Origin of the sequence: Stenotrophomonas sp. 2YAF26 (assembly GCF_052114625.1) — a bacterium.
Lineage (GTDB): Bacteria > Pseudomonadota > Gammaproteobacteria > Xanthomonadales > Xanthomonadaceae > Stenotrophomonas > Stenotrophomonas indicatrix.
In genome coordinates, this window is sequence record NZ_JBFRFC010000007.1 from 38,235 (window position 1) to 62,984 (window position 24,750).

A 24,750-nucleotide genomic window follows, 5' to 3' on the forward strand; every position below is an offset into this window, starting at 1 on the left:
CTCAGTGCGCCTCATCCCAATTGCTGCCAGTACCGGTATCGACCACCAACGGCACCCGCAATTGTGCCGCTTGCGACATGCGCTGCACGACATTGCTACGCAGTTCTTCGATGAAACCGGCCTCGGCTTCGAACACCAGTTCATCGTGCACCTGCAGGATCATCCGCGCCGGTGCGCCGCTGTCACGCAGCCATTTGTCCACATCGACCATGGCGCGCTTGATGATGTCGGCGGCGGTGCCCTGCATCGGTGCATTGATCGCCGCACGTTCAGCGCCAGCACGCAGGCCCTGGTTACGTGCATGAATGTCGTTCAGGTACAGCCGGCGACCGAACAGGGTCTCCACGTAGCCCTGCTCGCGGGCCTGCTCGCGCATGCGCTCCATGAAGTCACGCACGCCCGGATAGCGGCTGAAGTACAGCGCCACGTAATCCTGCGCCTGGCCGCGGTCGATGCCGAGGTTGCGGGCCAGTCCGAACGCACTCATGCCGTACATCAGGCCGAAGTTGATCGCCTTGGCCGCGCGGCGCTCGTTGCTGGTCACTTCTTCCAGGGTGCGGCCGAACACCTCGGCGGCGGTGGCGCGATGCACGTCGGCGCCCTGCTCGAAGGCCCGCACCAGGCCCGGGTCTCCGGACAGATGCGCCATGATCCGCAGCTCGATCTGCGAATAGTCGGCCGCCAGCAGCTGGAAGCCTTCCGGGGCGATGAACGCACGGCGGATGCGGCGGCCATCCTCGGTGCGGATCGGGATGTTCTGCAGGTTCGGATCGGACGAGGACAGGCGGCCGGTGGCGGCACCGGACTGGTGGTAGCTGGTGTGCACCCGGCCGGTTTCGGAGTTGACCATCTCCGGCAGCTTGTCGGTATAGGTGCTGCGCAGTTTGGCCAGGCCACGGTACTCGAGGATCACCCGGGGCAGAACGTGCTGCTCGGCAATCGCCTCCAGCGCCTCTTCATTGGTGCTGGGCTGGCCCTTGGGGGTCTTCACCACCGCCGGCAGCTTCAGCTCATCGAACAGCACCGCCTGCAGCTGCTTGGGCGAATCCAGGTTGAAGCTGCGCCCGGCCAGTTCAGTGGCCTTCTGCTGCGCGGCCAGCATGCGCGAGGACAGGTCCTGGCTCTGCCGGCGCAGTTCGTCGGTGTCGATCCGCACGCCATTGGCTTCGATGCTGGTCAGCACCGGTACCAGCGGCATCTCGATGCTGCGGTACACGCTGTCCAGGGTCGGTTCGGCCAGCAGCTGCGGCTGCAGCGCGTGGTGCAGGCGCAGGGTGATGTCGGCGTCTTCGGCGGCGTAGCGGCCGGCCTCGTCGATGCCCACCTGCGAGAACGAAATCTGCTTGGCGCCCTTGCCTGCCACGTCCTCGAACTTGATGGTGTTGTAGCCCAGGTAACGCAGGGCCAGCGAATCCATGTCGTGGCGGGTGGCGGTGGAATTGAGCACGAAGCTCTCAAGCATGGTGTCGTCGTGGTAGCCCTGCACGTCCACGCCATGGCGGCGCAGTACATGCAGGTCGTACTTGCCATGCTGGCCCAGCTTCTTCTTCGCCGGATCCTGCAGCACCGGCCGCAGCGCATCGAGCACCTGTGCCAGCGGAAGCTGTGCCGGCGCGCCCGGATAGTCATGGCCGACCGGGATGTAGGCGGCCTTGCCCGGCTCCACCGCCAGGCTGATGCCCACCAGCCGCGCGCGCATCGCATCCAGCGCGTCGGTCTCGGTATCGAAGCTGATCAGATCGGCCTGCTGCACGCGCGCGACCCAGGCCTGCAGCTGCTCTGTGGTCAGCACGGTCTCGTACTCGCCGGGCGCCGACAGCGCAGGATCGAGCTCGCCCGCCGGCGGCGCTTCGGCGCTGCCACGGGCAAAGCCGGCCGCGGTGCCGCGCAGGCTGGGTGTGGCCTCGCTGACCTGCGCCGGAGCGGCGATCGGACCGCCCAGCTCCTTCAACGCCTGGGTGAAGCCATAGCGCAGGTACAGCTCGCCCAGCGTGGGCACATCCGGATCACGCAGCGCCAGTGTGGTCGGGCTGGCATCAAGGGCGACGTCGGTGCGGATGGTCACCAGCTCCTTGTTCAGCGGCAGCCGCTCCAGCGCGGCGCGCAGGTTCTCGCCGATCTTGCCCTTCATCGTCGGCGCCGCTGCCATCACCCCGTCCAGATGCTGGTATTCGGCCAGCCACTTGGCGGCCGTCTTCGGCCCGCACTTCTCCACCCCGGGCACGTTGTCCACGGTGTCGCCCATCAGCGCCAGCAGGTCGACGATCTGGTCCGCACGCACGCCGAACTTGTCCATCACCGCCGCGTCCGAATCCATGCGGCTGCCGGTCATGGTGTTGACCAGTTCGATGCCGGGCCGGACCAGCTGGGCGAAATCCTTGTCGCCGGTCGAGATGGTGACCTTCAGGTCCTGTGCCACGCCCTGCAGGGCCAGGGTGCCGATCACATCGTCGGCCTCCACGCCTTCGATGCGCAGGATGCTGATGCCCAGTGCTTCGACGATGCGGCACATTGGCTCAACCTGGCTGCGCAGTTCATCGGGCATCGGCGGGCGGTTGGCCTTGTACTGGTCGTACAGGTCATCGCGGAAGGTCTTGCCGGGGGCATCGACGACGAAGGCGACGTAGGCCGGGCGCTCCTTCAGCGTCGAGCGCAGCATGTTGACCACGCCGAACAGCGCGCCGGTGGGCTCACCCTGTGCATTGGACAGGGGCGGCAGCGCGTGGAACGCGCGGTACAGGTAACTGGACCCGTCGATCAGGACTAATCTGCTCATGTGTCGATTCTACGCGCCTGTTCCTGCATCGCGGCGACACGGCAGCGACGCGGCGATGGGGCATAATCAAGGCTCTTTCCAGGCAAAGGCCCCGCCGATGAAGACCCTGATGCTGGCTTCCCTGCTCCTGCTTGCTGGCTGCGCCAGCATGGGCGGTGCAGGCGCTCCCCCGGTGGACGTCAAGGGCGCCGATGTCTCCAAGCGGACCATGGACAACGGCGACACCATCGAGGAATACCGGGTGTCCGGCCAGTTGCGCATGGTCAAGGTGACGCCGGCACGTGGCGCCCCGTTCTACATGTACGACAAGAACGGCGATGGCCGCTTCGACAACGACAAGGATGGCGTGTCGCCGGTGTACTGGAAGCTGTACAGCTGGTGATGCGACAGGGTCGGATCCCTTTCCGCAGGAAAGGGCTCTGACCCCATCAAGGCGATCGGCCCGGCCCATCCACGCATGGCGTGGATCTACTGGGCATTGCGGTGGCCCCATCCACGCATGGCGTGGATCTACTGCGCATTGCGGTGGTCCCATCCACGCATGGCGTGGATCTACTGGGCATTGCGGTGGCCCTATCCACGCATGGCGTGGATCTACTGCGCATTGCGGTGGCCCCATCCACGCATGGCGTGGATCTACTGGCATTGCGGTGGCCCCATCCACGCATGGCGTGGACCTTTGACGGTGAACTGGAGTAGATCCACGCCATGCGTGGATGCTCTTCGGGCCGCCGATAAAAAACAACGCCGGCGCGCATCCTGCGGCCGGCGTCGGGTCCCCTCCCCGGGAACGCTTCCGTATCAGCGGATGACCAGCACCGGCAGCGTGCTGCGCGCCAGCACCTCGGCGGTCTGGCTGCCCAGCAGCACGCGGGTGACGCCGCGGCGGCCGTGCGAGGTCATTACGATCAGATCGCTGTTGCGCTGGCCCGCCGTCTCGATGATGCCGTCGGCCGCGTAGCGGTCCAGCACATGCACCGGATTGGCGGTGATGCCCTGCTCGGCCGCCTTGGCCAGGGCCGGCTGCAGCACCTTCTGCGCGCCTTCCTCTCGGTCGGCCTTGTATTCGGGGCTGTTCATGTAGCCCACGCTCCAGCCCATGGCGTCGTACATGCCGACGGCCCAAGGCTCGGAGACGGTGACGATGTCGACCTCGGCGTTGAGGTCCTTGGCCAGCTCCAGGCCCTTGGCCAGGCCCTTGTCGGCCAGCTCCGAGCCATCGGTGGCGATCAGGATGCGCTTGTACATGGTGGGGCTCCGCGGTGATCCAGCCAGTGGGAACGACACCATTACACAGCCTGTGTGGAGATCGTGCCTTGCGCAGGATCAATCCGACAGCGCGCAGCGATGCCTGCGCAGCGCGGCATGATCGGCCGACGCGCCCAGGATCGACAGGCGACTGGAATGCTCCGGTAGCGCCGGGCCACGCCCGGCGGGCACTCAGGCCTGCACCGTCACCCGCCAGCCACCGTCGTGCGGCTGCCAGTCGAATTCCACCGGCAGGAACTTCTCGATCAACCGCGCATTGCTGACCAGGTGATCGCTCAGCACGTGGGTGGTGAACGCACCGCCGCCCGCCAGCGCCATCGGCAGCAGCAACTGGTCGGACAGGTACTCGCCAACAGCACCGGTCCCGTCCAGGTACTGCTTGACCTGCCCGGCCAGGCGCGCCCCGACCTGCTCGGCGGAGACACTGCGCTCGCCGTGGCCGCTGAACACCTCCACGTGATCACCATGACGCACGCGCACCAGGGCGACGTTGCCCGGTCCCAGCGCCGGCCGTATCGACTGCACGTTGCGCGGGTGCGGGTCCACGCCCAGCGTCTCGGCCAGTACCTGCAGTTCGCGCAGGCCGATGCCGCTGGACAGGCCGGACATCAGCACCTGTGCCTCGATCGCCTGCAACGGTGCACGCACCTCCAACGACGGCGGCTGCAACGCCGCGCACGGCTGCACCTGCACCTCCATCACGCCGCCACCGGCTGGATGGAAACCGTGCTGCAGCAGCTGCATCGACGCCTGCACGCCCATCCGGCCCAGCGCCGGCAGATAGCTTTGCGCGATGAAATCCGCGCTGGGTGCCAGCGGATTGTGGGTACCGCCTTCCAGGCGCAGCTGCGACGGCCCCTGCGCGCGCCACAGCGCGGGTAGTACGGTCTGCAGCACCAGCGTGGCCGAGCCGGCGCTGCCGGTCGCGAAGTGGTAGGTGCCGGCGCTCACCCGCCCCGGCTCGAAACGCAACGAGGTAGCGCCCAGTTCTGCACCGTGCACACAGGCGTTGCCGACCCGCGCCGCAGCGTTCACCGCGGTCAGGTGCTGGCGCATCAACCCCGGCTTGCGCCGGATCGCGCGGATGTTGTGCAGCGTGAAGCCGGTGCCGGTGCACAGGCTCAGGGTCAGTGCCGAGCGCAGCAGCTGTCCGCCTCCGTGCCCGCCATCCAGTTCAATCATGTCCATCTGTCTGTTCCTCCGTGCCCGTTGTTCGATGCCGGGCCCTGCTGCCGTGCGCGGCGCAGTGTACGCCGCGCACGGGTTGCCTCATCCCTTCACGCACACCACCTGGCGCAGCGTGTGCACGATCTCGACCAGATCGCGCTGGGCCTCCATCACCGCCTCGATCGGCTTGTAGGCCGCCGGCGATTCATCCACCACCTCCGCATCCTTGCGGCACTCCACGTGCGCGGTGGCCTTGGCGTGGTCATCCACCGTGATCAGCTTGCGTGCCTGGGTACGGCTCATCACGCGGCCGGCACCGTGGCTGCAGCTGTGGAAGCTGTCCTCGTTGCCGAGGCCACGCACGATGAAGCTCTTGGCCCCCATGCTGCCCGGAATGATGCCCAGTTCGCCCTTGCGCGCACTCACCGCGCCCTTGCGGGTCAGCATCACTTCCTTGCCGAAGTGGGTCTCGCGGTTCACGTAGTTGTGGTGGCAGTTCACCGCCTCGGCCTCGGCCTCGAACGGCTTGCTGATCACCGTACGCACCGCGGCCACCACGTTGCGCATCATCACCTCGCGGTTCATGCGTGCGAAACGCTGCGCCCAGTCCACCGCGAACACATAGTCGCCGTAGTGCTGGCTGCCCTCGGGCAGGTAGGCCAGGTCCTGGTCGGGCAGGTTGATCATCCAGCGGCGCATTTCCTGCTTGGCCAGCTCGATGAAGTAGGTGCCGATGGCATTGCCTACGCCACGCGAACCGGAGTGCAGCATGAACCACACGCGCTGCTCCTGGTCCAGGCAGACCTCGACGAAGTGGTTGCCGGTACCCAGCGTTCCCAGGTGCTTGAGGTTGTTGGTGTTCTTCAGGCGCGGGTGACGCTCGCAGATCAATGCGAAGTCATCCACCAGCTGCGCCCAGCCTTCCACAGCCAGTTCGGGCGGCGTGTCCCAACTGCCCTTGTCACGGCCCCCGCGGGTAACGCTGCGGCCGTGCGGCACCGCCCGCTCGATCGCGCTGCGCACCGCCGACAGGTTGTCCGGCAGGTCGCTGGCAACCAGCGTGGTGCGCACCGCGATCATGCCGCAGCCGATGTCCACGCCCACCGCTGCAGGAATGATCGCGCCGATGGTCGGCACCACCGAACCCACGGTCGCGCCCTTGCCCAGGTGCACGTCGGGCATCACCGAGATCCACTTGTGGATGAAGGGCAGCTTGGCGATGTTCTGCAGCTGCTCGCGCGCCTGGTCTTCCAGCGGCACGCCGCGGGTCCACAGCTTGATCGGTGCAGCACCCGGCTGCTGGATCACGTCGTAATTGAGGGTGGTCATGGTGATGTTTCCTTTCATCCAAAGCAAAAACTAAGAAGGTGCGGTGACAAGGGTGGTGGAACATTCCGTCACCCACGTTGCCGTGGGGGACGGCCGGGACTTGAACCCGACCCCGAAGGGCTTCCGATGTAGTTCCACCTGCATTCCCCGCGCAACGAAAGCGAAGGTGCCGGCAGCACGACAAGAATCTGGAGGAACATCCTGCTCTACCACTGAGCTACCGCCGCGTTGCCGCGGCAGGCGGGAGTCGAACCCGCGACCTGGAGCTTAAGAGGCTGTAGTTCCTCCGGCATTCGCACTGCCGGCGGTGAAGCATCGGCGCCGTTGCCGGTGCCGTTTGAAAAGGTACGGTGACAAGGGAAGTGGAACGTCTGCTTCCTCACGACAGGCAGGAAACGCGGGACTCGAACCCGACCCCGAAGGGACAACCAATGTAGTTCCACCAGCATTCACCGCAAAAACGAATTCCTGGCCCTGCCCGGCTGGCCCCATTGCCAGCCGGGCGGTCCGTGGCGACATCCTTGCCGCCTTACAACGCCATGTCCTGGATGCGCTCGACCCAGCTGCTGCCGTCTTCGGCCGCAGCGGCGTACTGCGCGATCAGGTCGAACACCGCATCGCTGAAGCCTCCGATGTGCAGCACGTCACCGCGCTGCACGGTCTGGCTGCTGGACACCGGCTGCAGGTCGATGCACACCAGCCGCGCCTGCGGGCAACGACGCTTCAGTGCATCCCACTGCAGCATCGTGGCCGTCTGGCCGCCGCTGCGGGTGTCACGCCAACTCTCGTTGTCCGACACCATCACCACCAGGTCCACCGGCTCGCGCCGCAGGTTGAGGTAGTGCAGCGGCGCGCTGACCGACGTACCGCCACCGTTGATCGCCAGCTGGCGGGCCAACGTCATCACGCTGTCGCGCGGGTTCAGCCGCACGTGGCGCACCTCGGTGTCGAACGGCAATACCTTGGCCTGCGGCTGCCCGCGCAGTACGCAGGCTGCAACCAGCGCCGCCACGTCCACACAGCGTGCCGCGGTACTGGCGCCCTTGCGGTAGCCGGTTACCGGCGACTGCATGGAACCGGATACGTCCACCGCCACCACCACCCGCCCCGGCAATGCCGGCGCCGATGCCGTCGCGATCTCCATCGCATCCTGCAGCGCTTCCAGGATCGGCGGCGGCAAGCCAGCGCCCGCGTGGAACGCCATCAGCAGCTGGTAGGGCAACACACGGGCACGACGCACCTGCTGCGGATCACGCAGGCGATCCGCGATCACCTGCACCATCGCCGGATCATTGAACACGCCATTGCGGGCGAACGTGTTGAGGTTCATCCGCATCGACTGCCACGATGCGTTGCGGGCCAGTGCCGACCACTGCGCCGCATCCAGCGGCAGCGTGCTGTAGTACTGGAACGGCAGGTCCGGCGGCAGTCCGCGCGGGTCACGCTTGAACGCCTCGTACGCCTGCACCACTGCCGGCAGCTGCACCTCGTCGTACGGACGACCGATGATCCATGCATACAGCGCCTTGCGCTCGGCGTTGGCCGGCTTCGGGTGCACCATGCGGATCAGGTCGGCCAGCGACGGCTGCTGGCCGATTGCCGCACGCACCAGCGTTTCCGCCGACGCCTGCTGGATCCACTCACGCACCCTGCGCTTGGGCAGCGAGCCCAGCGAACGGCGCCCCACCTGGCCGCTACGCATGATCTGTACGAACGTGCGCAGCTGGCGGCCGTTGTCGATCACCCGCGGGAACACCAGGGCGAACGCCTCCGGATCGCGCAGGCTCAGCACCGCCAGCAGCAGTGCCGGCATGTCCTTCATGTGCGCAACCTGGCGGGCGTACAGCGCGGTGCGGGCGATGAAGCGCGGCTCGACCTGCGCGGTCAGCGCCAGCACCTGCTGCAGCTGCGCCTCGGCGTCGCTGTAGAAAGTGTTGTTCAGGCACCCGGTGGCCGCATACAGCGCCAGCGCTGCACGCGAGTCGCGGCGGTAGGCCAGGCCACCGGCTTCATTGACGGTGTCTGCCTGCGGCGGCTGCGGGGTGCGCATCCAGGAGAAGAGCGAAAGGTTGGCCATGTTGATGTCCTCGGCGGGAACAGCCCGCGTCGTGTCTTGCTGGATATAGAGCAATGGCCGTGCCAACTTTTTCCATGAGAATCCATGTGATTGATTTTCATGAAATTTCTTGTGAATCGAGCTGTCTTGATCAGCGGATCGTTGTAAAAAGATATATATTGTCGGCGCATCTTTTATAGGAATGGATATGGCGCGTCGACAGGTGGTCTTCGGCATGCTCGGCACCCAGCTCGACGCGGGCGAAGGGCCGGGCCGCTGGCAGAAGTGGCGCCCGACGGTGTCGCTGGGCATGCATGAGGATTTCCTGCCCGACCGCATCGAGCTGCTGCTGGATGAGCGCCGCTACAGCAAGCTGGCGCGCGTGGTCTGCGAGGATCTGGTACAGGCTGCGCCGGGCATCAGCGTGCAGCGCCACGACACCTACCTGGCAGATCCGTGGGAGTTCGAAGGGGTCTACGCCACCCTGCATGACTTCCTCGCCAGCTATCCGTTCCAGCCGGAGGAGGAGGACTACTACGTCCACATCACCACCGGCACGCATGTGGCGCAGATCTGCTGGTTTCTGCTGACCGAGAGCCGGCACTTTCCCGGGCGACTGCTGCAGACCTCGCCGCCGCGCAAGCAGGACGGCGCCGCCGGCACGTACGCGGTCATCGACCTCGATCTATCGCGTTACGACCACATCGCGCAGCGTTTCGCCCAGCAGCAGCTGCAGGACCGCGACCTGCTGAAGGGCGGCATCGCCACCCGCAACGCCGCCTTCAACCGCATGATCGAGCAGATCGAAACGGTGGCCACGCGCTCGCGCGCGCCGATGCTGCTGATGGGACCGACCGGCGCCGGCAAGAGCCAGCTGGCCAAGCGTGTGTTCGAGTTGAAGAAGCTCAAGCATCAGCTGCCGGGCCGCTTCGTCGAGGTGAACTGCGCCACGCTGCGCGGCGATGGTGCGATGAGCACCTTGTTCGGCCATACCAAGGGCGCCTATACCGGTGCTTCCAGCGACCGCGCCGGCCTGCTGCGCTCAGCCCACCAGGGTCTGCTGTTCCTGGACGAGATCGGCGAACTCGGCCAGGACGAACAAGCGATGCTGCTGCGGGCACTGGAAGAGAAGCGCTTCCTGCCGGTGGGCAGCGACCGCGAAGTGGAGAGCGACTTCCAGTTGATCGCCGGCACCAACCGCGACCTGCAGCAGTCCGTGCTGGAAGGCCGCTTCCGCGAAGACCTGCTGGCGCGCCTCAACCTGTGGACCTACCGCCTGCCGGGCCTGGCCCAGCGCATGGAAGACATCGAACCGAACATCGAGTTCGAGCTGGAGCGCTGGTCGCAGGACCAACATGCGCGGGTGCGCTTCAACACCGAGGCGCGCACGCGCTATCTCGCATTCGCCACCAGCCCGGAAGCGGCGTGGCGCGGCAACTTCCGCGACCTGGGCGCGTCAATCATGCGCCTGGCCACGTTGGCCAGCGCCGGGCGCATCCAGATCGAGGGCGTGGACGACGAGATCGCGCGCCTGCGGGCACAGTGGCGCGGTGGCGATGCGCCGTCTCCGCTGGATGCCCTGCTGGGCGAGGCCGTGGACGCGCTGGACCGTTTCGACCGCGTGCAGCTGGAAGAAGTGGTGCGGGTCTGTGCACGCTCGAAGTCGCTGTCCGCCGCCGGGCGCGAGCTGTTTGCGGTCTCGCGCACCCAGCGCGCCAGCACCAACGACGCCGACCGCCTGCGCAAGTACCTGGCGAAGTTCGGGCTGGACTGGGAGCAGGTGCGGGGTCCGGCCCGGTAACGCGACGGCACAGCTTGCGCGCGCACCGGCCACGGCGCATGCTCCGGCTGCAACCACCCACCTGAACGGAGATTTCCCATGCAGGACCGTCCCCGCTCGACCTCCAAAACCGGCCTGATCATCGTGCTGGCCTGCGTCGCTGCCTTCGTTCTGCTCGTGGGTGGCTACCAGTTCGGCAAATCACTGGCCAAGGCAGACAACGCACAGCAGGCCACGGCCGCCCCGCTGGCACGCTGACCGCGCTGCGGTAGTGCCGGCCGCTGGCCGGCAGCCGCCGCTATCCCGGCACCTGGAGCAGCCGGCCCGCTCCACTCGAAACCGCAGCTTCAGGCGATCTGCACCACGCGTGCGTTCTGGCACAGCGGGTAGCTGCCGACGAACTCGGCGATCGCCTCACGCATCGCCTCGAACGACTGGCCGTACATGTACAGCGCGGTCTCGCTCGGGCCCTGCCACCAGCTGCAGATCTCGCCCAGGCCATCGATGCGCTCGGACAGCTGTTCGAATACGTGGTTCGAATCGCACTGCTCGTACACCTCGTCAGGCAGGGTCAGGCCATCCAGGTAGATGCCCAGGCCTTCGGTCACGCCGAAGCTGCGGTCGGCCTCGCCTGCGCCCTGCACCTGCGACCCCTTCGGTGCCCCCAGCTGCTCCAGCAGGTCGACCAGCTTCGGCACGCCCGCGGCATCGACCAGTGCCACTTCGATATCGCCGTACTCGACTTCGCCCTCGTCGGACATCGCAGTACCGCCTCCGGTGATCCCGCCCAGCTCGGCCGCCTGCAGCAGCGCGTCCAGCGGATCCTCGAACAGCTCATGGCGATGCTCGGGCTGCAGCCTGGCGTTCAACTTCACGGTGACATGCAGCGTGGGTTCGGTCATGAGGGCGTTCCTGGGAGATGTGGCCGCTATTGTAGAGCCGTGCCATGCCCGGCCGCTTTGCGGCGTCGGCGCCTCGTCCTTTCAGGCGATGTGCAAGCGATAATGCGCGGCGCAAGGACACCATTCCAACAGGGGGAATACATGAAGTCGATCATTACGCTGGCACTGCTGCTGTTGCTCACGGGCTGCGGCATCCGCACCGAAGTGGTGCGCGTGAACGTGCCGGACATCCGGGTGAACCCGGAGCAGGGCCCGGTGGTGGTGGTGGCCCCGGTGCGTGACAACCGCCCCCAGTACTTCCCGCAGGTGCAATCGGCGGCGCGTGCGAAGAACATCGGTGGTGTCATCCGTGCCGGCAATGGCGTGCTGGTGGAGCTCGAAACGTCCACAGCGCCGGACAAGGCACGCGAGATCATGATCCAAGCGCTGCGCAACATGGGTTACAGGACTGCCGACAAGTGCGAGGCATCGTGTACGCATCTGGACGCCACGCTGAACGATTTTTCGGTAAGTGCTCCGGTGAATGTTTGGCGCGCCGCGACGTACACCCAGCAGATGCTTGCAGACATCGCGGTACAGGTGACGGCACGCAAGGATGGCCAGACGCGCACCTTCACGACTACCGGCCATGGCGCAAACATCTTCCAGGTAGCCTCGCGGGAGAACTGGGAGATCGCCCTGGAACGCGCGGTAAAGAGCTTCACCAGCAGCCTGCAGCAGTCGATGTCCGAACAGGACACGGCCGCGCAACCGCAGGCGCAGGACTGATCGCCGACCGGGTCAGCGCAGGAACGGGATCACTTTGCGCTTGAGCAGTTCCACCAGCACCGGGTCCATGTACTCGTAGTCATCGGGAATATCCAGGCAGATCACCCGCTTGCCGTTCAACCATGCCTTGTAGCGGCTGGAAAGCCGGTTGCGGTGCGTCCGCTCCATCACGAACACCAGATCGGCCCATTGCAGCAGCTCGGGGCTGAGCACTTCCTCGGCGTCGGCGAGCAGCCCGGCCGAGGCGGTTTCGACGCCCGGCCAATCGGCGAACACCTGCTCGGCCGTCGGGCTGCGCAGACGGTTCTGGCTGCAGAGGAAGAGCACGTTGCGGGTCATGAGCACTCGCCTTTGTAGAGCCGAGCCCGTGCTCGGCTGCTTTCCATCGCGTCGGGGTCAGAGCCCTCCTACGGGAGGGATCCGACCCCGGCGGTGATCAGATCACCGTCAGGTTGGCATACGCCATCACCAGCCACTTGCTGCCGGCGTCGGCGAACTCGATCTGCACGCGCGCGTGGGCACCGTTGCCTTCGTAGTCGGTCACCATGCCTTCGCCGAACTTGGGATGGTTGACCAGCGCACCCAGCTTGATCGGCGGCGTTTCGATGGCGGCATGTCCCATCACCCGGCTTGCGCCCATCGACGCCGGCCGCGAGACCTGCACCTTCGGCCGCACTTCGTGCAGCAGCTCGCGCGGGATCTCGCGCAGGAAACGCGAAGGCAGGCTGTAGTTGTCCTGGCCGTGGATGCGCCGCGATTCGGCGTAGCTGAGCACCAGCTTCTGCCGCGCGCGGGTGATGCCGACGTAGGCCAGCCGACGCTCTTCCTCCAGCCGCCCGCTTTCCTCCAGCGACCGTGCACTGGGGAACAGCCCCTCTTCCACGCCGGCCAGGAACACCAGCGGGAATTCCAGGCCCTTGGCCGAGTGCAGCGTCATCAGCTGCACACCTTCCTCGCCGGCCTGCGCCTGGCCCTCACCGGCCTCCAGCGCGGCGTAGGCCAGAAACGCGACCAGCTCGTCCATGTCCTCGCCCACTTCCTCGATGTCGTCGGCACGGCGCACGAAGCGCGAGGCCACCGACACGAGTTCGTCGAGGTTGTCGGTGCGCGATTCCGAATCCAGCGCGTTGCGGCTTTCCTTGCTCCAGTGCTCGCGCAACTGCGAGCGCACCAGTACATGGTCCACGCGCTCGGCAAGGGTCATCTGCAGGGTCTGCGCCTGCAGTTCGTTGACCAGCACCAGGAAGCCGGCCAGCGCATTGCGCGCACGCGCCGCCAGTGCGCTGCCCTGGGTCACCAGCATGGTGGCTTCCCACAACGAGATGCCTTGGGCGCGCGCTTCGCGGCGCACTTCGTCCAGCGTGCGGTCACCGATGCCACGCGTGGGCGTGTTCACCGCGCGCTCGAATGCAGCGTCGTCGTTGCGGTTGGACAGCAGGCGCAGGTAGGCCAGCGCATCCTTCACTTCGGCGCGCTCGAAGAAGCGCATGCCGCCATACACGCGGTACGGCACCTGTTCGCTCAGCAGCGCTTCTTCCAGCGCGCGCGACTGCGCGTTGCTGCGGTAGAGCACGGCCACTTCGGTGTAGCTGCCGCCGTCGCGCACCCACTGCCGTGCGCGCTCGACGATGTAGCGCGCCTCGTCCATCTCGTTGTACGCCGCATACAGGTCGATCGGCTCGCCGTCACCACTGTCGGTCCACAGCTGCTTGCCGATGCGGTCCGGATTGTGCGCGATCACCGCGTTGGCGGCGCTGAGGATGTTGGCGGTGGAACGGTAGTTCTGCTCCAGGCGGATGGTCTGCGCGCCCGGGAAATCGCGCAGGAAGCCCTGCACGTTCTCGACCTTGGCACCGCGCCAGCCGTAGATGGCCTGGTCATCATCACCGACCACGAACACGTGGCCCTCGTGCCCGGCCAATACCCGCACGAAGGCGTACTGGATGGCGTTGGTATCCTGGAATTCGTCCACCAGGATCTCGCGGAACCGCGCGCGGTAATGCGACAGCAACGGCGGATTGTCGCGCAGCAGTTCGTGCGCGCGCAGCAGCAGCTCGGCGAAATCGACCAAGCCGGCACGGTCACACCGCGCCTGGTACTCGGCGTAGGCCTGGCGCATGGTTTCCAGCCACGCATCGTTCGGCTCGGGCTGGATGTGCTGCGGGCGGCGGCCCTCATCCTTCTGCGCGTTGATCCACCAGGCAATCTGCTTGGGCGGGTACTTGCCGTCATCCAGCTCCAGCGCCTGTACCACGCGCTTGACCAGGCGCAGCTGGTCGTCCGAATCCATCACCTGGAAGCTTTCAGGCAGCTTGGCGTCCTGCCAGTGCAGGCGCAGCAGGCGGTTGGCCAGGCCGTGGAAGGTTCCGATCCACATGCCGCGGCTGCCATGCGGCAGCTGCGCGTCGATGCGATGGCGCATCTCGCCGGCGGCCTTGTTGGTGAAGGTCACCGCGAAGATGCCGTGGGTCGGCACGCCTTCGACTTCATGCAGCCAGGCAATGCGGTGGGTGAGTACGCGCGTCTTGCCCGACCCGGCACCGGCCAGCACCAGGTGGTGACCGAGGGGAGCGGAGACGGCTTCGCGCTGGGCCGGGTTCAGGCCATCAAGCAAGTGGGAGACATCCATGCCTCCATTTTACGGCATCGACGTCGCAGCTCCTGCGACCACCTGCGTGGCAAGTGCCTGCGCCTGCTGACGCAGTTCAGGCACCGCCAGGCTTTCCCACAGGCTGCCGATGCGCAGGCTGCCGAGTACCCCCAGGCGCGCCTGTGGCTGGCCAGCCTCTGCACACAACCGGTCGCCCGGCACGCTGCTGTCCAGGCCCAGCCCATGCGGGCCGGGGCGGGCCAGCCCATCGGCCTGCAGCTGCTGCAGCAAGGGATTGCGCAGTGCCGAGGCACGGGTTTCCACACCGGTGGCATTGACCACCGCAGCGATCGTCCACTGCACGTTGCCGCCGCCCGCCTCGCGACCCGACAGCCGCAGGGCATCACCGTCGCGCCACACGCGCTGCAGGCGCGCGCGGTGAACGCGCAGCTGGCCGCTGGCCTGCAGCGCCTGCAACTGCTCGGCCACCGGTTCAGCAATGCGATGGCGGTGCACGTCCCAGTAGCGCACCACGTGGCGCAGGAAGCGGCGCTGATCGGCGGCGTCCAGGCTGCACCAGAGCGCTTGCCCATGCGGGCGGATGCGATCCATCACGCCTTGCCAAGGAATGCCGTCGGCCTGTGCCTGCCGCGCGTGCTGGCGCAGTGCACGCAGACGCCGGCGCAGAGTCATCGTCAGCAGCTCCTGCGGGTCGAACGCCGGCAGGCCACCGTGTGCATGCGGTAACGGCAGCAGGCCATGGCGCGAGATCACGTGCAGCGGCCCGCTGTGACCCGCAGCCACCAACGCCAGCACGGTGTCGGCCATGCTCAGCCCGGAGCCGACGATGGCCAGGGCATGGTCACCGGCCAGCGTGCGTACGCCGTCGTAATCCCAGGCTTCGACCACGTCATCGGCAGATAGCGCGTCGACGCCGTCCACCGGCAACGGCCGCATGCTGTTGCCGGTGGCAATCACCACCTGCGCTGCATGCAGCGTTTGGCCATCGCCCAGCTGCAGCTGGTAACCGTGGTCATCCGGCTGCATCGCCAGCACCGGTTGGGCGATGACCTGCAATCGCGCCGCGCTGGCCGCTTCGGCCTCGCGCAGGCGCTGCTGCAGGTAGGCAGCGAAGTAGTGGCGACACACATAGCGTTCGCCCAGCACCTCGCGCGCCTCGCCCGGGTAGGCGTTGGCGTCCTGCAGGAAATCGAGGAAGTCGCCGGGCTGGTCGGGGAAGGCGCTCATTTTCGCCGCCGGCACGTTCAGCAGGTGCTCCGGCCACGGCGTGGCATAGGCAATGCCCTGTGCCAGCTGCGAGGCCGGCTCGAAGATGGCCAGCGCCAGCGGCGCTCGGGCCTGGCGCAACACCTGGATCGCCACCAGCACCCCGGCGGCACCACCGCCGATGATCGCCAGGTCCAGTTCGCCACTACGCGGTGAATCAGTCATGCGCCGATTGTAGGCCATCGGCCCTGCCCGGCTGGCGTTGGCCTACATCAAGGCATCGGCCAGGCGCGCGATGCCCTCGCGGCTGCGCAGCCACGCGGGACGCTTGCGCCACTGCTCCAGGTCCAGCAGGCGCGACTGGCGCAGGTAGTCGTCCTCGATGGCGCACAACTGCGTGACCAGCTGACGGTCGTAGCAGATCAGGCCGATTTCGGCATTCAGCGCGAACGAGCGGATATCCATGTTGATCGACCCGAGCACGGCGATGTCCTCATCCACGCTCATGTGCTTGGCATGCAGGAACTGCGGCTCGTACAGCGCGATCTGCACACCGCAGCGCAGCAGCTCATCGTAGTAGGCCTCCTGCGCCCACGAGGTCAGCCGCTGGTTGTTGCTGGCCGACAGGATCAGCTGCACCTGCACGCCGGACAGCGCGGCGATGCGCAGTGCACTCAGCGTTGCTTCGTCGGGCACGAAGTAGGGCGTGACCATCACCAGCCGGCGCCGGGCAAGATGGATCAGCGCGGCCACCGCATCGCGCGCGTTGCTGTACGGGTAGGCCGGGCCGCTGGGCAGCAGCTGGGTGGCGATGTCCTCGCTGCACACCGGCACGTCGGCGATGACCTCCAGGCGCTGCCCGGTTTCGATGTACCAGTCGCTGGCGAACACCGCTTCAAGGTGCGCCACCGCAGGCCCGCGCACGCGCGCCACCAGCTCGCGGTTGGGGTGGCCGGCAACGAATTCAGGGCGCGCCAGGTTCTGCGAACCGACATAGCCCACTTCGTTGTCGATCACTGCGATCTTGCGATGGTTGCGCAGGTCCATGCGTCCGCTGCGGCGCCAACGCAGGCCGCCGGGCAGCATCGCGCGCACTTCGATGTCACGTGACCGCAGCCGCTTGCTGTATGCGCGCAGGCCCCGCTTGGCGCCGACCGCATCCAGCAGCACGCGGCACTGCACCCCGCGCGCTGCGGCACGCTGCAGGGCTTCGACGATGGCCTCGCCCACGGTGTCATCGAACATCAGGTAGTACAGCAGGTGCACCCGGTCCTGGGCCTGGTCGATGTCGGCGATCAGGGTGTGCAGTGATTCGTCATAGTCGGTCAGCAGGTCGATCGCGTTGCCGTGCACCGGCATGAAATCGCCCTGGCGCTGCACCAGCGGCACCACTTCGGCGCTGGCCGAATCGGGCTGCGGCGTCCAGCGCAGGCGGCGCTGCAGCGCCTGTTCTTCACGGATGACCTGCGAGGCCTCGGCCTGCCGGCGGATGCGCTCGCGCGACAGCCACGGATGCCCGAACAGCAGATAGAGCGGCAGGCCCAGCAGCGGCACGAAGCCGACCAGCAGCAGCCAGCTGCGCGCCGCGCCCGGCGTGGTGCGGGTGGGGATCCAGCACAGCGCCACCAGCCGGATCAGCCAGTCGATCAACAGCAGGTACGAGCCCAGCAGCCACTCGAACAGCATCGCGTCGCCCGTTGGGAGGTGTGGGGCCATTCTGCCCAGCGGGGTGGGTAGAGTCGAGCGGCGCTGGGGACAGCGTGTCGACCAACGGTCGGCACCCACGGGGTCGGAACGTGTCGACCAAGGTCGACACCTACCGGGGGCGGGGGGCACAAAAAAACCCGCCACGAGGGCGGGTTTTTTCGGAAGCGACCCGCAATCCTTGCGGATTACTTGATCTTGCCTTCCTTGTACGGGACGTGCTTGCGCACGACCGGATCGTACTTGGAGAATTCCATCTTCCCCGGGGTGTTCTTCTTGTTCTTGTCGGTCGTGTAGAAGTGACCGGTACCGGCGGTCGAAATCATACGGACCTTATCGCGCTTGCCTGCCATGATCGTCTACTCCTCAGACCTTTTCGCCGCGCGCACGCAGCTCAGCCAGAACGGAATCGATACCGTTCTTGTCGATGGTGCGCAGTGCATGCGCGGAAACACGAAGCTTCACCCAGCGGTTCTCACTGGCGACCCAGAAGCGGCGCTCGTGCAGGTTGGGCAGGAAACGACGACGGGTCTTGTTGTTGGCGTGCGAGACGTTGTTACCCGTCTGCACTCGCTTGCCGGAAACCTGGCATACGCGGGACATTGCGCACCTCGATAGTAAGTTGTGTCTCCCCGTAGCCCGGGGGACGGCGGCCTCGATGGTTGCCCACCACACGTCAAGAGAATCAAAGGGTTACGCTGGCGTTGGGCGGCCGGGGACGTGCTCCCGGGGGCGCCGCCCGATAGAAAACCGGACACAGCGAGCCGCGCATTATGCACGCAATCAAGACCTTGCGCAACTTACCCACAGGCCATGCCTGAATGCGATGGCGATGCCTGCCCTCAGCGCAGGTGCGGCACCACCTGGGCCAGCAGGTGCGCATCCTTCAGTGCGCCATGCAGGCCGCGGGTGCCGGGAATACGCAGGCGCTGCAGTACATCGTCGAGCTTGTTGGGCATGCCCGGCCAACGGTTGCGGGCCAGCTTCAGGCTGCAGGTCACGCGGCAGTGCTGGGCCAGCCCATCGGCGATGCCGGCCAGGCGCAGCTCGTTGTCGAGGAAGCCGACGTCGAAGGTGGCGTTGTGCGCGACCATCTCGCTGCCACGCAGGAACTCCAGCAGCTCGGCGGCCTTGCTGGCGAACAATGGCTTGCCCACCAGCATGGCATCGCTGATGCCGTGCACGCGCTGCGCGCCCCAGTCCACCTTCCGCTGCGGCTGCAGGTAGGTGTGGAACTGGCGGCCGCTGAGCTGCCCGTTTATCAGTTCCACCGCCCCGATTTCAATCACCCGATGGCCCAGGCGATGCGAGATGCCGGTGGTTTCGGTGTCCAGTGCAACGACGCGGCTCACGGCGCACGCCGGTATGCAGCGGCCGGCATGCGGCAGACAAGGGACGGTAGGGATGGCAGTGCGGTCATGCGGTGCTGGATCCTGTTGCGCGCGCCCCGTGCGGCGGGGGCAGATGAGGCGGGATTGTCCCACGCGGTGCGTCGGCAGGAGCGCGGACGAACACAGCGATGTCGGCATACTGGTGATTCACTGCGGAGGCTCCAATGCGACTGCTGGCCCTCACCTACGGCACCGAAGGCGATACGCGCCCGCTGGTCATGCTCTGCCATGGGCTGATCGCGGCCGGTCACGAGGTCATGCTGCTGGCCGACGGCGGCACCCTCGACAGCGCGAAGGCCCTGGGCGTCCCGCACGCCGCGCTGGAAGGCGACATCCACGACGAAGTGGTGGCGCTGGTCTCACGCGGCAATGGCGTTGCCGCCGCCAGCACCGGGCTGGCACGGATGGCGCTGCAACACGTCGCCGGTTGGATGCGCCAGGCCGATGCTGCAGCCGACGACTGCGATGCGATCCTGACCGGTGGCCTGGCTGCGTTCGTCGGCATGAGCGTCGGCGAATGTCGTGGTCTTCCGGTGATCGGCGCCGGCATGATTCCGCTGACGCCGACGCGCGCGTTCCGCTCGCCCTTCCTGCCGCCCGGGCGCTCGCCGGGCTGGTTGAACCGGGCCAGTTATGGCCTGGTCAACGGCCTGATCTGGCGACAGTTCCGCGGCCCGATCAACACGGCCCGCCAGCACGCCGGGCAGCCACCACGACGTTCCCTCTGGGCTGGCCTGCCGATGCTGTATGGCATCTCGCCACAGCTGCTGCCACCGCCTTCGGACTGGCCGGCCGACCACCTCGTGTGCGGCCAATGGTCGGCCCCTGCTGCGCCGTGGCATCCGTCGTGCGAACTGCAGGCTTTCCTCGATGCAGGACCGCCGCCGGTCTATCTGGGCTTCGGCAGCATGACCGGCTTCGAGCGCGAACGTGTGCTGCCGGCGCTGTTGTCGGCGCTGGCGCCACGCCGCGTGCTGCTGTTTCCCGGTTGGGTCGGCGTGCCCGACATGACGCTGCCCGACTCGGTACGGGTGATCGGCCCGACCCCGCATGAAGCGTTGTTGCCGCGCTGCGCACTGGCGATCCACCACGGCGGCAGCGGCACCACGCATTCGGCATGCCGCGCCGGCATACCGTCGATGGTGATGCCGTTCGCCGCCGACCAGTTCTTCTGGGCCGATCGCCTGCAGCACCTGGGCGTGGCACCGGCGCCACTGTCACCCAAGCGGTTGCAGCCGCAGGTGTTGGCCGATGCACTGGCGTTCGCCGAGCATGCGGATACACGCGCACGGGCGGCCGCGCTGGGCGCTGCAATGGCGAACGAGGATGGAGTGGCATGCGGCGTGGCCGCACTCGAGCGGTGGCTCAGCCCAACGTCTCCACCACCCAATCAATGAACACCCGCAGCCGCTGGCTCATGTGCCGGTTCGGCGGGAACATCACGTGCATCGGCATCGGCGGCAACTGCCAGTCGTGCAGCACCGGCAGCAGCTCGCCGCGCGCCACATGCGGTTCGGCCATGTAGCTGGGCAACGCGACCACGCCGAGGCCGGCGAGACCCGCCGCCAGATAGGCATTGCCATCATCGAAACCGATTGAATAGCGCCCCTGCACCTCGATGCGCTCGGCGCCGCGCTGCGCGGTGAACACGCGTGCGCGGCCGTTGCGCGGGCTTAGAAAACCTACCGTGCAGTGGTCTGGCCCTTCGAGCGCGCGCGGGTGTTCCGGCACACCGAATTGCTGCACATAGCCAGGGCTGGCATGGAAGCCGATCGGCAGGCTCGCCAACGGCCGCGCCACCAGCGCCGGGTCGGCCGGGGTGCCACCGCGGATCACGCAATCGACGTTGTCGGCGATGACATCGACCTCGCGGTCGCTGACGCCGATGTCCAGCTGGATCTCCGGATAGCGCGCCTGGAAGCCGGGCAGCGCCGGCACCAGCAACAGCCGCGCGAACGGGCCGGGAACGTCGATGCGCAGGCGCCCACGTGGCTGTGCGGCGGCATCACCCAGACCACCCTCGACCTCTTCCAGCTCGGCCAGCAGGCGCACGATGCGCGGGTAGTAAGCCGCGCCATCGGCTGTGACACTGACCCGGCGCGTGGTGCGGTTGAGCAGGCGCAGCTGCAGATGCGCCTCCAGCTGCTGCACCAGCTGGGTGACCGTGGTGCGGCTGAGCTGCAGCGTGTGCGCGGCGCGGGTGAAGCTGCCGGTCTCCACCACCCGGGCGAACGCGCGCATCGCTTCGAAACGGTCCATGGCAGTGGCTGTGATTGTTTGGAATTTGCAATCAATCTAGACCGATCATCACGGTTTATCCAGACAGCGGTGGCGGGGAGGATGGTGCACTCCCGTCTGGAATCCGTCCCATGTCCCACCGTGATGTTGTCTTTCCCGCCGGCCGGCAGGCGCTGTACGAGAGCAACCGCTATTCACCGGCGATCCGATCCAATGGCTTCCTGTTCGTTTCCGGCCAGGTCGGCAGCCGCGAGGATGGCTCGCCCGAACCGGACTTCGAGACCCAGGTCCGCCGCGCCTTCGACAATCTCAACGCAGTGCTGGCCGCGGCCGGCTGCACGTTCGATGACGTGATCGACGTGACCGTGTTCCTGGTCGATCCGGAAACGAACTTCGAGAAGGCCTGGGCGATCGTGCCCGAGTACTGGGGCCAAGCGCCGCACCCGACCCTGACCGGCATCGGCGTGACCTGGCTGTATGGCTTCCAGTTCGAGATCAAGGTGATCGCCAAGCTGCCCGCAGACCGGTAGTGCCGGCCGCTGGCCGGCAGCGCATTGCGCCAGCAGGGTTCAAGGATTGCCGGCCAGCGGCCGGCACTACCCCCGGACACTCGCCTGAACGGAACACGCCGACAAATTCCCGAGGTGGCCATTGATATTGTATCCACCGAAAACCGCTTGCTAGCCTCCCCTCCATGCGCCGGATCGCCCGCCACCTTCGTTCGTACCTGCTGATGCTGCTGATGGCGGCATTCGTGGTCGTGCCGGTGGCCGATGTGCTGGCGTGTGCGGTGGAACCGCACGACAGCACGGTGGTGCATGTGGAATCCGGCGCCGAAGATGCCGACGGTGACAGTGACAGTGACAACGACGGCAAGCACGCCGCTGCCTGCAGCCACAACCACTGCCACCACTCCAACCTGAGCCTGCCGGCGAGCACCTTCGCCGCCTTTGGCACGCCGCAACCGGCGCGCTGGACGAATGCAGGCGATGCGGCGACCTATGCGGTCGCCCAGGACGAACTGGCACGTCCTCCCCGGGCGTGAGTTGAGCGCGTCCCGCAATCGCGGGCTCCCGTTTCACTCACAACCGGAATCCCCCTATGTCGATCCTGACACGTCGGTCGCCGCGCGCGGCCGGGCTGGTCGTCGCCGTGCTGCTGGGCCTGATCCCCGCCGCACAGGTCGCCGCACAAGCCGCACCTTCGTACGACACCCTGCTTGAACGCCTGGACCAGCTGCCCGGCGCCCGCGTCGGCGCGGCATTGGCCGAGGCGGCCGACGCCCGCGCCGACCAGGCCCGGGCGCTGCCCAATCCATCCCTTTCCTGGTCCGCCGAAAACGCTTGGGGCACAGGCTCCTACGGCGGCATGGGCAGGGCCGACACCGTGCTTACCCTGTCCCAGCCGCTGGAGGTCTGGGGCCAGCGCGGCGCGCGCGTCCGCGCCGCCCGCGCCGAGGCACAGGCCGCTGCCCTGCGGGGTTCGCAGAGCCGCAGCGATGTCGCCAGCCAGTTGGCGGCGATCTACGCACAGGCGGAAAGCGCCCTGCGTCGCTACACGCTGGCCGAAGAAGGGCTGAGCCTCACCCGCGACGATGCGGCGGCGGTCACCGCCATGGTCAAGCATGGCCGCGAGCCGCAGTTGCGTGCCGTGCAGGCACAGAGTGAAGTGGCCAATGCCAGCGCCGCGCTGGATGAGGCGCAGGCCTTCCGCGACGCCGCGCTGGCCCGCCTGGCCGGTGCGGCCCTGCTGGATGCACCGGTGCAGACCATCGACAACAGTCTGCTCGATCGCGCACCGCCAGCACCGCGTGGCGCGACCGATGTGGCTCTGGCCGTGCGTGTGGCCGAAGCCGAAGTTGATGCGGCCGGTCGTCTGGTCGACGTCGAGCGCAAGCGCGCCCTGCCCGACCTCAGCGTTACCGCCGCGCAGACGCGTTTCCGCGAGGACCGCGAACAGGCCTACACGCTCGGCGTCAGTCTCTCGATCCCGTTGTTCGACCGCAATCGTGGTGGCATCCGCGCCGCCAGTGCCGAACAGCGCGCGGCCGAGGCGCGGCTGGACCAGCAGCGGCGCGACAGCGAAGCCGAACGCTTGTCGGCGGTGGCGGGCCTGAAGGCCGCCGGCAGCCGCACCCGCGCGGCCGACGAAAGCGTGGTCGCCGCCGAGGAAGCCTATCGACTGGCGCGCATCGGCTTCGACGCCGGGCGCATCTCGCAGCTGGAATTGCGCAGCACACGCGGTGCCCTCATCGCCGCCCGCGGCACCGCCGTGGACGCGCGCCTGTCGCGCGTCGGCGCGGAAATCGATCTCGCCCGCCTCGAAGGGCGCGCACCCTTTGTGGAGGCCCGATGAACCTGTCCCGTACTCTCCCGCTGGTTGGCGGCTTGTTGCTGACTGCATTGCTGGCCGGTTGTTCTGGTAACACACAGGCCCCGGCAGTCTCGGAGCCCGCCGGCAAGGCAACGGCCGACGATGGCCATGGCCACGCCGCCGACAGCACCGATGCCAAGGCCGAAACCGGCAACGCGGCAGATGCCGATGAAGGCGTGGTGCAGCTGACGCCAGAGCAGATCAAGGCATCCGGCATCGACGTGGTGGCCGTCGGCCGCGGCGGGGGTGGTTCGACGCGGCTGTCGGGCCGGGTGGAACCGTCGATCGGTGCACGTGCCTCGGTCGCTTCCACCGTGACCGGTCGCGTGGAGCGCGTGCTGGTCGCACCGGGCACGGCAGTGAAGCAGAACCAGACGCTGGCGATCGTGGTCAGTGGCGAGGCGGCAGTGTTCCGCGCCAATGCGGTTGCCGCCGCCGCGGAGGCCGAGGCGGCGCGCCTGGCCCACGGCCGCGACAAGGCACTGGTCGAACAGGGCGTGGTCGCCCGCCAGGATCTGGAAACGTCGCGTGCGCGATCGCTGGCGGCGCAGGCGCAGGCCGCTGCCGCGCAGGCACAGGCCGCGGCCAACGGTTCGCCCGACAGCAGCGGCCGCGTGCGCATCACCAGCCCGGTGGCCGGCATCGTCGGCAACGTGCAGGTCACGCCCGGCGGCGTGGTGGCGGCCGGCAGCCCGGTGGCCGACGTCGCCGATCCGTCGATGAACGAGCTGGTGTTCACCGCGCCACCGGCGCTGGCCGCGCAGGTCACGCCGGGCATGACGCTGGAAGTGACCGTGCCGGGCGGCAGCTTCAGTGCCACCGTCACCGGTTCGGCCGCCGATGTGCGCCAGCAGGGTGGCGTGGCGGTGATCCGTGCCATGCCGGTGGATGCCGCATTGCCGCCGGCCGGTTCGCCGGTGTCGGCGGTGGTGGTCACCGACGGCAAGGACGGCGCGTTGAGCGTGCCGGCTGATGCGGTACAGAACGTCGGCGGCAGCAGCGCGGTATTCGTCGCCGTCCAGGGCGGCTTCAAGGTGCAGCCGGTACTGGCCGGCCGACGTGCCGGTGACCGCATCGAGATTCTCGGCGGCTTGAACGGCGACGAACGCATCGTCGGCGCCAATGCGTTCCTGCTCAAGGCCGAACTGGCCAAGGGCGAAGCCGAGCACGGGCACTGAGG

The 24,750-nt window shown here is 67.3% G+C and carries 23 protein-coding genes; 9 read left to right on the forward strand and 14 right to left on the reverse strand.

Features of this window, described 5'->3' with window-relative positions; genetic code table 11:
* Window position 1: 1 nt before the first annotated feature.
* Entirely contained in the window at window positions 2–2,776 is a 2,775-nt protein-coding gene (polA, locus tag AB4Y98_RS09190; RefSeq protein ID WP_442244217.1) for a DNA polymerase I, read from the reverse strand.
* A gap of 97 nt (window positions 2,777–2,873) precedes the next feature.
* On the opposite strand from polA, the gene AB4Y98_RS09195 reads away from it, so the two are divergent.
* On the forward strand, window positions 2,874–3,158 hold the full coding sequence (locus AB4Y98_RS09195; protein WP_025878043.1) for a DUF2782 domain-containing protein: 285 nt from the start codon (window positions 2,874–2,876) through the stop codon (window positions 3,156–3,158).
* 419 nt (window positions 3,159–3,577) lie between these two features.
* Here AB4Y98_RS09195 and AB4Y98_RS09200 read toward each other — a convergent pair whose 3' ends face one another.
* The 4 genes from AB4Y98_RS09200 to AB4Y98_RS09215 all read right to left on the reverse strand — a co-directional run bounded on the left by AB4Y98_RS09200 (window position 3,578) and on the right by AB4Y98_RS09215 (window position 8,618).
* Window positions 3,578–4,024, reverse strand: a complete 447-nt coding sequence (locus tag AB4Y98_RS09200) for a universal stress protein (RefSeq protein WP_025878044.1) — start codon at window positions 4,022–4,024, stop codon at window positions 3,578–3,580.
* Window positions 4,025–4,216: 192 nt separating this feature from the next.
* The gene (rtcA, locus tag AB4Y98_RS09205) at window positions 4,217–5,233 is read right to left on the reverse strand and encodes an RNA 3'-terminal phosphate cyclase (RefSeq protein ID WP_025878045.1); all 1,017 of its coding nucleotides are present in this window, start codon (window positions 5,231–5,233) and stop codon (window positions 4,217–4,219) included.
* Window positions 5,234–5,314: 81 nt separating this feature from the next.
* On the reverse strand, window positions 5,315–6,541 hold the full coding sequence (locus AB4Y98_RS09210; RefSeq protein ID WP_134833270.1) for an RtcB family protein: 1,227 nt from the start codon (window positions 6,539–6,541) through the stop codon (window positions 5,315–5,317).
* Window positions 6,542–7,070: 529 nt separating this feature from the next.
* Window positions 7,071–8,618: a VWA domain-containing protein gene (locus AB4Y98_RS09215; protein ID WP_230111241.1), complete on the reverse strand. Its 1,548-nt coding sequence runs from the start codon at window positions 8,616–8,618 to the stop codon at window positions 7,071–7,073.
* A 187-nt stretch (window positions 8,619–8,805) separates the two neighbouring features.
* Between AB4Y98_RS09215 and rtcR the strand changes: the two genes are divergently transcribed.
* Window positions 8,806–10,398: an RNA repair transcriptional activator RtcR gene (gene rtcR, locus AB4Y98_RS09220; RefSeq protein ID WP_442244218.1), complete on the forward strand. Its 1,593-nt coding sequence runs from the start codon at window positions 8,806–8,808 to the stop codon at window positions 10,396–10,398.
* Window positions 10,399–10,476: 78 nt separating this feature from the next.
* Window positions 10,477–10,635, forward strand: a complete 159-nt coding sequence (locus AB4Y98_RS09225) for a hypothetical protein (RefSeq protein ID WP_442244219.1) — start codon at window positions 10,477–10,479, stop codon at window positions 10,633–10,635.
* Window positions 10,636–10,724: 89 nt separating this feature from the next.
* On the opposite strand, the gene AB4Y98_RS09230 is transcribed toward AB4Y98_RS09225, so the two are convergent.
* Complete coding sequence (locus AB4Y98_RS09230; protein WP_033832536.1) at window positions 10,725–11,279, reverse strand: hypothetical protein; 555 nt, start codon at window positions 11,277–11,279, stop codon at window positions 10,725–10,727.
* A gap of 141 nt (window positions 11,280–11,420) precedes the next feature.
* On the opposite strand from AB4Y98_RS09230, the gene AB4Y98_RS09235 reads away from it, so the two are divergent.
* Entirely contained in the window at window positions 11,421–12,047 is a 627-nt protein-coding gene (locus AB4Y98_RS09235) for a hypothetical protein (RefSeq protein ID WP_442244220.1), read from the forward strand.
* 12 nt (window positions 12,048–12,059) lie between these two features.
* Here AB4Y98_RS09235 and AB4Y98_RS09240 read toward each other — a convergent pair whose 3' ends face one another.
* The 7 genes from AB4Y98_RS09240 to dnaQ form a co-directional block, all read right to left on the reverse strand.
* A complete protein-coding gene (locus AB4Y98_RS09240; protein WP_025878054.1) occupies window positions 12,060–12,386 on the reverse strand; it encodes a low molecular weight protein tyrosine phosphatase family protein in 327 nt (108 codons plus the stop codon).
* Between the two features lie 97 nt (window positions 12,387–12,483).
* Window positions 12,484–14,676 (reverse strand): DNA helicase II, encoded by a 2,193-nt coding sequence (gene uvrD / locus AB4Y98_RS09245; RefSeq protein ID WP_134833272.1) that lies wholly within the window; start codon window positions 14,674–14,676, stop codon window positions 12,484–12,486.
* Window positions 14,677–14,685: 9 nt separating this feature from the next.
* Window positions 14,686–16,107, reverse strand: a complete 1,422-nt coding sequence (locus AB4Y98_RS09250) for an FAD/NAD(P)-binding protein (RefSeq protein ID WP_442244221.1) — start codon at window positions 16,105–16,107, stop codon at window positions 14,686–14,688.
* 24 nt (window positions 16,108–16,131) lie between these two features.
* Window positions 16,132–17,550, reverse strand: a complete 1,419-nt coding sequence (gene cls, locus AB4Y98_RS09255; protein ID WP_025878058.1) for a cardiolipin synthase — start codon at window positions 17,548–17,550, stop codon at window positions 16,132–16,134.
* A 206-nt stretch (window positions 17,551–17,756) separates the two neighbouring features.
* Complete coding sequence (gene rpmG / locus AB4Y98_RS09260; protein ID WP_170272460.1) at window positions 17,757–17,924, reverse strand: 50S ribosomal protein L33; 168 nt, start codon at window positions 17,922–17,924, stop codon at window positions 17,757–17,759.
* A 10-nt stretch (window positions 17,925–17,934) separates the two neighbouring features.
* Complete coding sequence (rpmB, locus tag AB4Y98_RS09265) at window positions 17,935–18,171, reverse strand: 50S ribosomal protein L28 (protein ID WP_005411638.1); 237 nt, start codon at window positions 18,169–18,171, stop codon at window positions 17,935–17,937.
* Window positions 18,172–18,410: 239 nt separating this feature from the next.
* Window positions 18,411–18,920, reverse strand: coding sequence for a DNA polymerase III subunit epsilon (gene dnaQ, locus AB4Y98_RS09270; RefSeq protein WP_312111097.1), 510 nt, complete (start codon window positions 18,918–18,920; stop codon window positions 18,411–18,413).
* A gap of 203 nt (window positions 18,921–19,123) precedes the next feature.
* On the opposite strand from dnaQ, the gene AB4Y98_RS09275 reads away from it, so the two are divergent.
* Window positions 19,124–20,356: a nucleotide disphospho-sugar-binding domain-containing protein gene (locus AB4Y98_RS09275; protein WP_442244222.1), complete on the forward strand. Its 1,233-nt coding sequence runs from the start codon at window positions 19,124–19,126 to the stop codon at window positions 20,354–20,356.
* Here the strand turns inward: AB4Y98_RS09275 and AB4Y98_RS09280 are convergent.
* Window positions 20,325–21,218 (reverse strand): LysR family transcriptional regulator, encoded by an 894-nt coding sequence (locus AB4Y98_RS09280; RefSeq protein ID WP_442244223.1) that lies wholly within the window; start codon window positions 21,216–21,218, stop codon window positions 20,325–20,327. The genes AB4Y98_RS09275 and AB4Y98_RS09280 overlap by 32 nt on opposite strands.
* A gap of 110 nt (window positions 21,219–21,328) precedes the next feature.
* Here AB4Y98_RS09280 and AB4Y98_RS09285 point away from each other — a divergent pair, with 110 nt between their 5' ends.
* The 4 genes from AB4Y98_RS09285 to AB4Y98_RS09300 all read left to right on the forward strand — a co-directional run bounded on the left by AB4Y98_RS09285 (window position 21,329) and on the right by AB4Y98_RS09300 (window position 24,748).
* Window positions 21,329–21,727: a RidA family protein gene (locus tag AB4Y98_RS09285; RefSeq protein WP_442244224.1), complete on the forward strand. Its 399-nt coding sequence runs from the start codon at window positions 21,329–21,331 to the stop codon at window positions 21,725–21,727.
* 164 nt (window positions 21,728–21,891) lie between these two features.
* Window positions 21,892–22,242 (forward strand): hypothetical protein, encoded by a 351-nt coding sequence (locus tag AB4Y98_RS09290; protein ID WP_442244225.1) that lies wholly within the window; start codon window positions 21,892–21,894, stop codon window positions 22,240–22,242.
* A gap of 56 nt (window positions 22,243–22,298) precedes the next feature.
* Window positions 22,299–23,552 (forward strand): TolC family protein, encoded by a 1,254-nt coding sequence (locus tag AB4Y98_RS09295; protein WP_442244226.1) that lies wholly within the window; start codon window positions 22,299–22,301, stop codon window positions 23,550–23,552.
* The gene (locus AB4Y98_RS09300; protein ID WP_442244227.1) at window positions 23,549–24,748 is read left to right on the forward strand and encodes an efflux RND transporter periplasmic adaptor subunit; all 1,200 of its coding nucleotides are present in this window, start codon (window positions 23,549–23,551) and stop codon (window positions 24,746–24,748) included. The genes AB4Y98_RS09295 and AB4Y98_RS09300 overlap by 4 nt, the downstream gene beginning before the upstream one ends.
* The last annotated feature ends 2 nt before the right edge of the window (window positions 24,749–24,750 follow it).

Coding starts and splice junctions, on each gene's coding strand:
- polA (WP_442244217.1), bottom strand. CDS start 2,776: ATGAGCAGATTAGTCCTGATCGACGGGTCCAGTTACCTGTACCGCGCG.
- AB4Y98_RS09195 (WP_025878043.1), top strand. CDS start 2,874: ATGAAGACCCTGATGCTGGCTTCCCTGCTCCTGCTTGCTGGCTGCGCC.
- AB4Y98_RS09200 (WP_025878044.1), bottom strand. CDS start 4,024: ATGTACAAGCGCATCCTGATCGCCACCGATGGCTCGGAGCTGGCCGAC.
- rtcA (WP_025878045.1), bottom strand. CDS start 5,233: ATGGACATGATTGAACTGGATGGCGGGCACGGAGGCGGACAGCTGCTG.
- AB4Y98_RS09210 (WP_134833270.1), bottom strand. CDS start 6,541: ATGACCACCCTCAATTACGACGTGATCCAGCAGCCGGGTGCTGCACCG.
- AB4Y98_RS09215 (WP_230111241.1), bottom strand. CDS start 8,618: ATGGCCAACCTTTCGCTCTTCTCCTGGATGCGCACCCCGCAGCCGCCG.
- rtcR (WP_442244218.1), top strand. CDS start 8,806: ATGGCGCGTCGACAGGTGGTCTTCGGCATGCTCGGCACCCAGCTCGAC.
- AB4Y98_RS09225 (WP_442244219.1), top strand. CDS start 10,477: ATGCAGGACCGTCCCCGCTCGACCTCCAAAACCGGCCTGATCATCGTG.
- AB4Y98_RS09230 (WP_033832536.1), bottom strand. CDS start 11,279: ATGACCGAACCCACGCTGCATGTCACCGTGAAGTTGAACGCCAGGCTG.
- AB4Y98_RS09235 (WP_442244220.1), top strand. CDS start 11,421: ATGAAGTCGATCATTACGCTGGCACTGCTGCTGTTGCTCACGGGCTGC.
- AB4Y98_RS09240 (WP_025878054.1), bottom strand. CDS start 12,386: ATGACCCGCAACGTGCTCTTCCTCTGCAGCCAGAACCGTCTGCGCAGC.
- uvrD (WP_134833272.1), bottom strand. CDS start 14,676: ATGGATGTCTCCCACTTGCTTGATGGCCTGAACCCGGCCCAGCGCGAA.
- AB4Y98_RS09250 (WP_442244221.1), bottom strand. CDS start 16,107: ATGGCCTACAATCGGCGCATGACTGATTCACCGCGTAGTGGCGAACTG.
- cls (WP_025878058.1), bottom strand. CDS start 17,550: ATGCTGTTCGAGTGGCTGCTGGGCTCGTACCTGCTGTTGATCGACTGG.
- rpmB (WP_005411638.1), bottom strand. CDS start 18,171: ATGTCCCGCGTATGCCAGGTTTCCGGCAAGCGAGTGCAGACGGGTAAC.
- AB4Y98_RS09275 (WP_442244222.1), top strand. CDS start 19,124: ATGCGACTGCTGGCCCTCACCTACGGCACCGAAGGCGATACGCGCCCG.
- AB4Y98_RS09280 (WP_442244223.1), bottom strand. CDS start 21,218: ATGGACCGTTTCGAAGCGATGCGCGCGTTCGCCCGGGTGGTGGAGACC.
- AB4Y98_RS09285 (WP_442244224.1), top strand. CDS start 21,329: ATGTCCCACCGTGATGTTGTCTTTCCCGCCGGCCGGCAGGCGCTGTAC.
- AB4Y98_RS09290 (WP_442244225.1), top strand. CDS start 21,892: ATGCGCCGGATCGCCCGCCACCTTCGTTCGTACCTGCTGATGCTGCTG.
- AB4Y98_RS09295 (WP_442244226.1), top strand. CDS start 22,299: ATGTCGATCCTGACACGTCGGTCGCCGCGCGCGGCCGGGCTGGTCGTC.
- AB4Y98_RS09300 (WP_442244227.1), top strand. CDS start 23,549: ATGAACCTGTCCCGTACTCTCCCGCTGGTTGGCGGCTTGTTGCTGACT.